The sequence below is a fragment of the Tropicimonas sp. IMCC6043 genome (assembly GCF_004146235.1).
In the GTDB taxonomy this organism is placed as follows: domain Bacteria; phylum Pseudomonadota; class Alphaproteobacteria; order Rhodobacterales; family Rhodobacteraceae; genus Tropicimonas.
The window spans coordinates 1-10,798 of record NZ_SELO01000078.1 but is presented as its reverse complement, the minus strand read 5'-3'; the positions used below and the strand labels follow the sequence as shown (position 1 = coordinate 10,798).

The 10,798-nt window shown below is 60.6% G+C and carries 10 protein-coding genes; 9 read left to right on the top strand and 1 reads right to left on the bottom strand.

Annotated features, from left to right (window positions below):
• Nucleotides 1-545 precede the first annotated feature (545 nt).
• Both EU800_RS24985 and EU800_RS24980 read left to right on the top strand, forming a co-directional pair.
• A complete protein-coding gene (locus EU800_RS24985; RefSeq protein WP_129636188.1) occupies nt 546-1,064 on the top strand; it encodes a hypothetical protein in 519 nt (172 codons plus the stop codon).
• A gap of 661 nt (nt 1,065-1,725) precedes the next feature.
• Nucleotides 1,726-3,033 carry an MFS transporter gene (locus EU800_RS24980; RefSeq protein WP_207210007.1) on the top strand — a complete coding sequence of 436 codons (1,308 nt, stop codon included), beginning with the start codon at nt 1,726-1,728 and terminating at the stop codon, nt 3,031-3,033.
• A gap of 122 nt (nt 3,034-3,155) precedes the next feature.
• Here the strand turns inward: EU800_RS24980 and EU800_RS24975 are convergent, their stop codons facing one another.
• Nucleotides 3,156-3,350 carry a hypothetical protein gene (locus EU800_RS24975; RefSeq protein ID WP_129636187.1) on the bottom strand — a complete coding sequence of 65 codons (195 nt, stop codon included), beginning with the start codon at nt 3,348-3,350 and terminating at the stop codon, nt 3,156-3,158.
• Between the two features lie 340 nt (nt 3,351-3,690).
• Between EU800_RS24975 and EU800_RS24970 the strand changes: the two genes are divergently transcribed.
• From EU800_RS24970 to EU800_RS24940, 7 genes are all read left to right on the top strand, one after another.
• Nucleotides 3,691-4,209 (top strand): helix-turn-helix transcriptional regulator, encoded by a 519-nt coding sequence (locus EU800_RS24970; RefSeq protein WP_129636186.1) that lies wholly within the window; start codon nt 3,691-3,693, stop codon nt 4,207-4,209.
• Nucleotides 4,210-4,769: 560 nt separating this feature from the next.
• Entirely contained in the window at nt 4,770-6,059 is a 1,290-nt protein-coding gene (locus EU800_RS24965; RefSeq protein ID WP_165354845.1) for an integrase family protein, read from the top strand.
• Nucleotides 6,056-6,577, top strand: a complete 522-nt coding sequence (locus EU800_RS24960; protein WP_129636184.1) for a hypothetical protein — start codon at nt 6,056-6,058, stop codon at nt 6,575-6,577. The genes EU800_RS24965 and EU800_RS24960 overlap by 4 nt, the downstream gene beginning before the upstream one ends.
• A gap of 284 nt (nt 6,578-6,861) precedes the next feature.
• Nucleotides 6,862-7,077, top strand: a complete 216-nt coding sequence (locus EU800_RS24955; protein WP_129636183.1) for a hypothetical protein — start codon at nt 6,862-6,864, stop codon at nt 7,075-7,077.
• Nucleotides 7,078-7,152: 75 nt separating this feature from the next.
• Entirely contained in the window at nt 7,153-7,950 is a 798-nt protein-coding gene (locus EU800_RS24950) for a hypothetical protein (RefSeq protein WP_129636182.1), read from the top strand.
• Nucleotides 7,947-9,029, top strand: a complete 1,083-nt coding sequence (locus EU800_RS24945; RefSeq protein WP_129636181.1) for a bifunctional DNA primase/polymerase — start codon at nt 7,947-7,949, stop codon at nt 9,027-9,029. Before EU800_RS24950 ends, EU800_RS24945 begins: the two co-directional genes overlap by 4 nt.
• Nucleotides 9,029-10,672 carry a hypothetical protein gene (locus EU800_RS24940; RefSeq protein WP_129636180.1) on the top strand — a complete coding sequence of 548 codons (1,644 nt, stop codon included), beginning with the start codon at nt 9,029-9,031 and terminating at the stop codon, nt 10,670-10,672. Before EU800_RS24945 ends, EU800_RS24940 begins: the two co-directional genes overlap by 1 nt.
• The last annotated feature ends 126 nt before the right edge of the window (nt 10,673-10,798 follow it).

The following is a 10,798-nucleotide window of genomic DNA, read 5'->3' as shown; positions in this document are numbered from 1 at the left end:
CCCCCGGACCGTTTTCTGACCCGCCTCATTCCGACATCAGGTTTCGTGCCAAGCTGGTCTCCATCGCAGATACCAGCTTGAATCACGCCTACTGCCGAGTGTGAATCCCTTTTGTCAACACGACCTAGCCATAGGCAGGCAGGTTTTCTGTTTCGACACCGCCGCAGGATGACGACGCCTCACGGACGGCATTGCCTGCTGATCAAGACCGGTGCTCGCCTCGAGCGTCACGGTCGCCACGCCATCTTCCAGATGGCCGAGGCAGCACTTCCACGCGAGGTGTTCGCCGGCATCCTCTGCCTCATCAACACGCTGCGAGCACCGCAGGGCACTCTCAGGGCGAACGGACAAGTGCGTCCGAAAACCGGCGAAACGGTACCAAGCACGTCCGCCGCAACCCGCTTGGCCACTCTTCGTGCCCGGCTCCGAACATCCCACAACCAACCGAGGCAGAAAATGCTTGGAAGACCGTGTCAGGTGCCCGTAGGCTCATCTGACGCCGGCCAAATGGGAAATGTCGGGTGAAGTGTGGGGAGGGTGTGGCAATGCGTCGAGGCAGTAGTGGAAGTCGGCCGGCGCCTGAGTCGATGTGGTGCGCCAATTGCAATGCGCAGATCGGAAACTGGAAAGCAGCCTGTCCGGGTTGTGGCCATGAGCATGAAAGCTTCAGCGAAGTTCACACCCGCTTCAACCCGTCAGATGTGGTGAAAGAGGCGCTCGCGAGAGAGGACGCACAACGCGACGCAGCGCGCAGCGCTGCAATTGGCAGGCTAAAGGCGCGGCTTGAGACGCTCGAGGCTCGGGGGGCTTCAGGGATCTACGTACCGGGCACGTTCGCCAAGCTTTTCAGCGCCGAGCGCTACCGCTACAACTATGCCTTCATCGACGGGGAGCTAATGTTGGTGAATTGGACGCATCCGAATGCTGGCCGGCAGGGTTTGTCTTCCGGTGCCTATATCGGCGTGGCAAAGTTCTCCGAGAGGAAATATTCAGACATGAATTTCACGCCGACGCTCTTCGGAAATAAGGGCACGGTCGATCTGAAGACGCTTAAGCGGCTTTGATCGGGAGCTTGTGCCGTTGGAAGATTTCAGCGGCCCGCTCGATCATCTTACCCTCAACGTTTTCGTCTAGTCGGCCCTCCTCACCATTGACGTTTCAGGTTCCCGTTGGCGGCTGAATGGTGTCGAAGCGCCAGAGCTTGGAACCCGCCCCGGGCATGACGCGAAGCGGTGGCTGGTGAATTGGATGCGCGACAAGGACGTCACCTGCAAATGGAACGGTGACGTAACTCATGGACGAAAAGTCAGAATATGCTACGCCGATGGCGTGGACGTTGGGGCTGCCGTTATTGCCGCTGGTCATGCCCTCGAGTGCCCGCGTTTCTCCGGCGGCCGGTATTCCGGCTTGGAGACCCCGGCGGCCCGCTCACGCCTGCAGCGCGCAGGGTATTGCCGATGACAGGCCAAGGCTGTCCAGCTCTCCGTCCAAGGCGCCTATGATCGATGCCGCCACCGGCTGCTTTGCCGACCTTGCGGACATCTGAGTCAATCGGTCGACGGCTCCAGTGCCCGAAGCCGACGTTGCTGCCTCCATAGGAAAGTTCGGACAAAAGCGGCAGAGATCAGTTATTCTTGCACGATCAGACCGATGCTTTTCAGGGTGAGCGAGCGGTAGCAAATCGCCGTCTGCCGGAGCGACGCTGTTTCGGAAGGTACCTGCCCAGTGGCCAGTGACAACATCCAGCACGGCTTGCGCGAGAACATGGGCCAGGTCGCCCATCAACTCATCCAAGTAATGCTGGTTGGATTTGCCATCGGCATGACCCGGACAGTGGTTTCAGCGATGGCCGAAAGCGAGTTTGGGCTCGAGCGTGGTTCGTTCCTGCTCTTGGCCTCCTTTGTTGTGGCCTTCGGCGTGGTGAAGGCGGTGATGAACTTCGCCGCCGGTCGCTGGTCCGAGCGGATTGGGCGCAAGCGCGTGCTTTTCTCGGGCTGGATGGTTGCACTGCCGATTCCGGTGATGATCTGGTACGCGCCCGGTTGGGACTGGATCGTCGCCGCCACCGTGCTTCTCGGTGTCAATCAGGGCCTTTGCTGGTCGATGACGCAAACCGCGAAGCTCGACATCACGAAGGCCGAGGAACGCGGGCTCACAATGGGGCTGAACGAATTCTCTGGCTACGTCGGAGTGGCAATCGCAGGGGTACTTACCGCATATGCCGCTGAATGGTTGGGGGCGCGGACGGGACTGCTCGTCTTCGGAATGGTCGTGGTGCTGTTGGCACTGGTTCTTTCGGTGGTCTGGGTCAAGGACACACTTCCTTGGGCCCAAGCCGAGACAGCCGCACACAAGGCGACGCCCCCAACATCGCTGCCACGCTACCCTGATGGTGTTTCCGAGCATCCCGGCACAGGTGAGGTGTTTGCATTGATGAGCTGGCGTGACCGGCGCTTATTCGCGATCTCCCAAGCGGGACTCGTCGAGAAGTTCGTCGATGCGCTGGTATGGGCGCTCTTTCCGGTCTTTCTCGTGAGCCACGGTGCCAGCCTGACCGAGGTCGGTTGGATCGTCGGGGTCTACGGTTTCGTTTGGGGAGGTGCGCAACTCGTCACTGGAAGACTTTCGGACCACGTGGGTCGCTTCTGGCCAAATGTACTCGGCATGTGGATCTGCGGTGCAGGCGTGGCGATGGTGGTGCTGGGATCGGGTCCGCTCTGGTGGTCGATCTCATCCGGGGTGGCGGGCTTTGGTATGGCGCTTCTCTATCCGAACCTTTCGGCGGCGGTGGCCGACATCACGCCGCCCGCCTGGCGCGGTTCTGCCATCGGCATCTACCGCTTTTGGCGCGACCTGGGGTATGCAATCGGTGCGCTCGGACTTGGCCTCGCGGCTAGCCTTGTCGGAGCATCGGAGGCGGTATTCTGGTTTGTCTCGATCTCGATGTTTGTTTCCGGCGGGTTGTTATTCTGGCTCGCCGAAGAGACGCATCCCGTGCTGAACCCGACTGAAAATCCAGCACCCCGCCAGTAAGCGAAACACCACCACCCGAACCTACGGCGGCTAGGTCTGCACTCCAGACATTCGCGGAGATATTGCGAGCGGCAGCTTTTCGCAGGAAGCGGCCTTGTGGGTTGAAGCCGTCGCGCGCGATTTCAATTCTTCGCTCTAAGCAGCTTGTCCACCTCTTCTTGGTCGATGCCCAGCCCGTCTGCGGCCGTCCTGAGCATCCACGGCCCGCCATCCAGTTTCGAGAGTTCCAGCCGGTCGCGCCAGACATCTCTCGCCGAGGGCACAATGTCGTCGGGCAGCAGGTCATCCACGCTGCCGCGTTGTCTGCGTCGGGACATGATGGTTATTGTTCCCCATTTGTTCTATGGCAGGTATATTCTCAACCGATAGCCTTTCAAGTGACTTGACCCGTCTATGGGTGCCGAAAAAGGGAATGCCGATGCCCGGACCTGACCCCGAGGCCCTCTGGATAGACGAGGATGCAGACCGTCCGACCGTCACGTACCAAGCCTATTGCTGGACAGGGAACAACGGAAACCGTCGCAAGCGCGCCATTGCGATGCTGCGCCGTCTCGCTCGTGGCGACTGGGCGTGTCGCCGGTGCGGTGATGCTTTGCCGGATTGGCGGCACGTGGATGCACAGTATTGCTGCGAAGGATGCCGTAAGAGGGCGGCGCGATGGCGGCGGCAATCATGGAGTGCGAGATGACCGGCAAGGAACTTGCCGAAATACGCAAGGCCGCCGGCCTGTCGCAGACCGCGCTTGCCCGGCGCGTTGGCATCGGGCGACATGCGGTGTCCTATTGGGAGTGCAAGGTCGAGGTGGACCGCAGGTCATGGGCCGTCAAGCGAATGGCCTGCATTCTCGACCTGCCGTATTTTCTGCACCAGTATCGCGCGCGCACGGGGTGGGGTGATAGACTGAAATCCGAGGCACCTTCCCTCACAGCCCTCAGCAGATCCCAGGACGAGAAGCGAAAGAATGCCGAATCCGAGAAGGCGGTCAGGCGACGAGTTCGCTGTGGGGCGAAAACGCGCAGGGGCACGCCCTGCCGCGCATTGTCGGAACCGGGCAAGCGGCGTTGCAGGTTTCATGGGGGCATGTCTACCGGGGCGAGGACATCCGAGGGAATCGAGCGCATCCGCGAGGCGCAACGGCGGCGCTGGGAGCGCTGGCGAAATACACGGCGCGACTAACCTTGCGCGCGGCACGGCACGCCCCGCCATTCTGCAGCGGACACTTGAAAACGACGGCGCAGGTTTCATGGAGGCGAGGACGCCCGGGGGAAACGATCGTCTCGCCGTCTATCTTGCTCTACTTTAGATACGCAGAGGTTCCGGCGCTGAACGGTTGGTCACAGCGTCGAAACGACCATATCGGTTGGCCGTCCATTCCGAGGTTTTCCGGTGGGCTCCAGCTTTAGAAGGGGAAATTATTGGGGGAACGACAACATTTCGCCATCTGATTTTAATTATTTTTCAGATGTATAGCGATATTTAATGGCGCGCTGGGGAGGATTCGAACCCCCGACCCCTTGATTCGTAGTCTGCGGGTCAAATTCACCACAAAGCTTTGATCTACCAAAACGTTCGCTAACATAAGTTCATTTTCTCAATATATTAAGACTTCTTCACATCTCAGAACCCTTCACGACAGTGTTGCACTCTGCACACAAATGGGCCACATTTGTCTCGCCTCACGTCTCGTTCGACGAGATGCGCTAAATCCAATGCCATCAGACATCAGAGGAGACACGATGGGAGCCATCACGCGGAAAGACATTGATACCGCCATCGCCAAGGCACGGCAGAGCGGCAAGCGCGTGAACCTGCGGGATGTTGACGGATCCGGACGTCGCGACATGCCCGAGACGGGCCTTGTGCTGATCGCCGGTCCGACCGGCACCAGCCGATGGACCTATGCCTACAGGCAGCGGGGCACGACGGCCGATGGCAAACGGCACCCCCAGAAATGGGTCAACATTGGCCGTCCTGAGTTGATGCCAGTTGATGAGGCCAGAGCCGAGGTGCGCAGACTGAAAGCCGTCGTGGCGGAGGGGCGCAATCCACTGGCCGAACAGGAGGATGCGGAACGCCAGGCGGCCATTGAGGCCTCGCGGGCCTTGTCACTGTCGGAAGCAGCACGACGCTACCTCGAGAACAGGTCAACCGAATTGCGGCCCTCCAGCCTTAGCAGCGAGCGGATGCAAGTAAACCGGGCTGTCGCCGAACTGCAGTCGGTGGCAGGCCCGCCTCTCGCGCTTGGCGAGGTCACGAAGGCCATGGTCGCAAACGTCGTTGACCAGCATCGTACCAAGCCCGCTACGGCCCGGCACAGGCATGGCGCGATCCATCGATTGTTTGCCTTCGCCGTCGAACGGGACCTCGTCGAGGTGAACCCCGCCATGGGTGTCAAGACGCCCAAGCCGCCCGCGCCCAGGACATGGAAACCATCTGCCTCCGAGGTTGAGGCGCTGTGGCACGCGGCCGAAGAGATCGGCGGCACACGCGGAAGATTTCTGAAGGCCTTGATGCTCGTGCCACTCCGCCTCTCGGAAATGGCCGAACTATCGCCGAGCGAAGTTTCCGGTGAAGCCATCGAACTGCCCGGCATGCGCACCAAGAACGGCGATGCCTTCCGCATCCCGCTTCCAATTGACCATAGAGATATCTTCGTGTCGGACAATGAGGAGCGCGTCTTTCAACTGGCTCGGACCGGCCCGTTCTCAGCCCGAAAGGCTGTCGTCGCACAGATCAGGAAGACGTCAGGCGTCAGCGTCTTCCACTTCCATGCCCTCCGGAAGTTGTTCGTCAGTGAACTTGCCGAGCATGGGGTCGGTGACGTTGATCTGGTCGACGGTCTTCTGAACCACCGGCAAGCTGCCTCGCGCGGCGGCGTCATCGCCGCTTACCAGCAAAGCGGCAGGTGGGCGCAGAAATGCGAGGTCATGTCAGCCTGGGAACGCCTCGTTGCTTACGCCGTCGAGCATGGTCGCTGGCCGCGGGAAACGAAGACACCGAACAACGTCGTGGAGATGCGGTTGTGAGCAGGAAGATCACCGATATCCAGACCTTAAAGAAGTCGTTCATAGAGAACGATGGCTTGCCCGCCGTTGATATTGAGCTGAACAAGGTGGTCGTAACCGCCGCCGAGGTTGCGGACCTCTGGTGTGTGCTCGACTACCTCGACCGCCAGGGCACTCCAGCGCCGCGTCTCCACCAGATTTTCAACAAGCTCGCGGACAAACAGCACAAGCAATACTTTGGCTCGAATGCCATGTCGAACGAGGAAGTCCGACGCCGTGGCATCGCTATCGGCATTGTCGAGATAATGGATGCGGCCGGTGAAGCCGGTGCTCGCAAATTTGCAACTGAAGTTGTCGGCTGCAGCCGAGACGAACTGAGGAAGTGGATCAACGCGAGCAAGGACAGCGCGGTCCCGGAGAACCGCCTGTACCGGTTGTCCGTTCGTTCTGTCGCCGACAGGTTGCGGCACGACGTGAAAGCATTGCAGTGGAACGGCACCAAGCGAGAAGCGATCCTGCATGTACTTAAGAATGCTTGACCGTCCGGTCTGACCCGTCGAACCGGACGGTCGTGCCCCGCTCTACTGGTGATCAGAAAAGGAATCACCGTGGAGCGAAACATGCACGCAATCTTTGGAGCCCCCCGCTTAGCTGGTCATCTCGTCAGAGAGGAACGCCTCGCCGAGATCTTCGATGTTACAGTTGATGACCTGAGAGCGTGGCGAGAACTGAGCGTTGGACCAAGAGTCGTCATCCTTCCTAACGGCCAGAAAAGATATGTCGGCGATGACGCATTGGTAGCAATGACGCCGGAGGACGCGCCATGACCGCGCGGCTCCAGTCCACCTGGAAACCCGGGCAGCCTTTGCCCAAACGAGCAAACCGGCTCACCATCCAGTCCATCATCGAGCACGAGTACGGCGCTACTGTCGGCAGCCGCTTTGTGGAGATCCTCCCAGTGAAGCCGAAACTGATCGGCGGCCAGAACGTCTGGCCCGTTGATGCTGTCCTGAAGGCCGTCCGAACCCGGGCTGCCTGACGAAGACCAACTCCCAGGATCGAACTCCAACAACAGGCCGACATGACCTCGGCCTGCCCGAGAAGGAATTGACTCATGCTGTTTTCTGAGTCCCCCCGGCGCGGCCGCCATGTGGTCTCCCTCTTCGACCACTCCGGTTACGCAGTCCGGCCCTGGGCGGAAGCCGGTTACATCTGCCTCTGCTATGACATCCTGCACCCCGCTGAAGGACGAATCGAAAAGGTCGGCGCGGGAGAGATCCGCTTCATACATGCCGATCTGAACGCCGGCGCCAGTGGCTGGCCGCGCGTCCGCAACGACGTAGCCGGAGCGTCGGTCGCGATGCTCTTTGCATGGCCACCCCGCGATGATCTTGCCGTCAGTAGCGCACGGCACTTCGAGGTCAAGCGTCGCGAACTGGGTGCTGATTTCCAGGAACGTGCCGCCGCCCGCGCAACCGAGGTTGCCTGTCTCGGAGAGGAACTCGGCGTGCCCTGGATGGTCGAAAACCTGATCAGCGGGCTGAGCCGCCTTTGGCGCAAATACGATGTAATCTGGCATCCCTACGAGTTCGGTGGCTACCTGCCGGAGGGTGACGAGCACCCGAAATGGCCAAAATACACCGCGCCGAGGGAAGCCTACACCAAGAAGACCGGAGCCTGGACTGAAGGAGATTTCATCTTCCCCGAACGCAAACCGGTCGAGCCTGAAATCCTCGAGAACCCACCAACGAAGACCGGCAAGATCGTGCGTGGCTCCCGCCATTTCATGAAGCTCGGCGGCAAGTCGGCGGAGACCAAGGAGATCCGGAACCTCACGCCGCGTGGGTTTTCGCAGGCAGTCTTCGAGGCGAATGCTGGTCATCCTTCCATTTCGATGGAGGCAGCGGAATGACCAAGCGCGGCTCCATCCGTTTGACAGGTTCTTCGAAGAATCTCGTCGATACGCCGCCTGAGCCGGTCGAGCAGCTCGTTCGCTACCTCGACCCGCGCGATCCGATCTCGGAACCCTGTGCTGGATCTGGTGCGCTCTGTGACCTGTTGGAGGGACGGATGAAGCCCATCGACCATGCCCGCCAGTTCACCACTATGGGCATCCCCGTCTTCCCGGTGAGGGTGCAGAAGATCGGCAACAAGTGGCAGAAGTTCCCGCTGACCCTGCACGGACACATGGATGCCAGCCTTTACATCGACGCCCACGACTGGGAGGGCGGATGCAACGCCGTCGGTCTCCGCATGGGAAAGGGCTGGTACGCCCTCGACGTTGACGACGCCACAGAGGGATCTCCGGCCACCGAGTGGATCAGGCAGTACGTTCCCAACTACAAGGAGACGCGGGCTCACCGGACACCGTCTGGCGGCTACCACATTCTCTACCGGCTGCCCGCCGGATGGCACGATCTGGGCGGGCGTCAGAAGATCGTCCAAGATCTGGATAGCCGCGGAGCCGGTGGTTGGATCGCCTTCGGCGACATGTACGAGGTGGTCGCGGACAAGGAGCCACTGACGCTCTCCACGCGGGTCTGCGAGATCGTGCATGCGGGTAGTTCGAACGTGAAAGACGTACCCGTCGGCGAATACACCCCGCCCGGAAACGAGACCGAAGTAAACGAACGGCTGCTTCACCTCGTTGAAACCAACTGGCGGATCAACGCCCGCTGGCGCGGTGTCTCCTTGGGAATGCAGGACCAGACCCGCTCGGCGCACGACATGTCCCTGTCATGGCACCTCGCTGCCTTCGGCTTCGGGACCGACGAAATCGCCTACGTCCTGCTGAATCTCTACGAGCATGGACAGGCGCGCTTCCTTGCCCGCGGGGGCGAGCGCGCAGCCATGCGCTGCGCGGTGCGTGCCTCGGCCTCCGTCGATCAGGCTAGGGACGAAATGACCGGCTCCGAGAGCGTCAACGATATCCGCGCAGAGGACATCGCCGCAATGGACGAAATCATCGCCAACCTTCGCGAGGCGGAATAATGGTGGACGAACCTCGCAACGACGGCGACGAGAATCCACGCCGGGAAGACATACGCGACCTCCTCCAGATCGTCAGCGGGCAAGGTGAACAGCGCGTCGATATCGACCTCGGGACCCCCGACCTGGAGATGCTGATCCGACAGATGATCCCGACAATGGCGGCAAGCGGCATGTTCTATCGCTACGCCAACGGCGTCGCATGCATCGAGCGCTACGAAGCTCCGCCCAAGCTGCTCGTGAACAAGGAAGACGGGACAATCTCGACGGAGAAGGTTCACTTCACAGCGCCCGTAATCTGCGACAGCGACCTCCTGTGCGTGCGCCTGTGCAGGCTGTTCACCTTTTACATCGTCACGCGGGACGGCCCCCGGCCCAAGCCGCCGACCACCGCGTTTGCGAACAAGATCCTCGGGCTCAAGGGAAAGGGCCTGCCACCGCTAAAGGCGGTCGTCGATTACCCGGTAATAGGTATCGACGGAAACCTACTGAGCCAGGAGAACATCTACGATCCTGACTTATCGATTTATTTCGCCCCAGGGGAACAGATCGAGATCGAAAAGTTTAACGATCCACATGCCGCCTATCGCTTCCTGCGAATCGACTGGCTCGGTGAGTTCGACTTCAAGACCGAAGGCGATTTCTGGCGGGCGATTTGCTACGCAGCCTCGCTTCTCTGCCGCCGGACGGTGCTGTCGGAGGCAGGCGGAAACCCGATCTTCCTCTTCGTGGCGGCGCTGAGTTCGAGCGGGAAAACGGCCTTGGCGCAGGCGATTTACCTCGCCATCACCGGGCACACGCTGCCCGTCAGCCCTTCCGAGTTCCGGAATCAGGAGGAACTGAAGAAGTCGCTCTTCGCCATTGCGATGAGCAACGTGTCGGGCGTACTTTTCGACAACGCGCCGCGCGGAGTGCCGATCCGGTCGACGGCGCTCGAGGCCTACGCAACGTCGGACGAGTATACCGACCGGATCCTGGGCCTCTCAAAGAGCGCGACTACGTCTACCCTCGCGATCATCGCCATCACCGGCAATAACATCAGCCCGGGCGGGGACATGCCCAACCGTGCGCTGACAGTCAGGCTAGCACCCAAGACCGATGCCCCGGCCCTGCGGACGTATTCCAAGGACATCCGGTCATGGACCTACAGCCACCGCGGCAGGATCCTTGGAGCGCTGGAATGCCTCCTGAAGCAGGTGCCGCGCGATGGCTGCGACCTTCCCACCGGGCGGTTCCCGCTCTGGATGGATATAGTCGGAAAGCCCGTCACCGCCGCGGCCAGGATAAACGGATGCAAAGATCCGATCTTCGACCAATGGATGGATTCTGCAGAGGGCGAAGGCACCCGGAACGACGAGATCAATGCCCTCTGCGAGCGGATGATGAAGGGGCTGCAGGACGCGTATTTCATAGGCGAGCTGAGGGACCAGTTCCCGGAAGAACTGGCCGCCGTTCTGGGGATTGAAGGAGAAGACGGAAAAACCGCGGTGGAGGAGTTGGAGACGCTCAACAACGGATCCCTGACCCGGAAGATGAGCGTGTTCGAGGACGTGGTTACCGACCAGTTCTGCTTGACCGTGACCGAGAAACGGAACGAGAAGACCCGGAAACTCGTCCGCACATACCGGGCCGAACCGATGGATTGAGCCCCAATTTCCCAAGTGATCCGACGATTTTGCTGCGCTGATGGCCGCATTTCTGTTATTCTTCAGAGAGTTGGGCGGCGTGAAGGTGGTGTTGGATGGCTCACCCATCGGGTGCAGGGTCGCGGG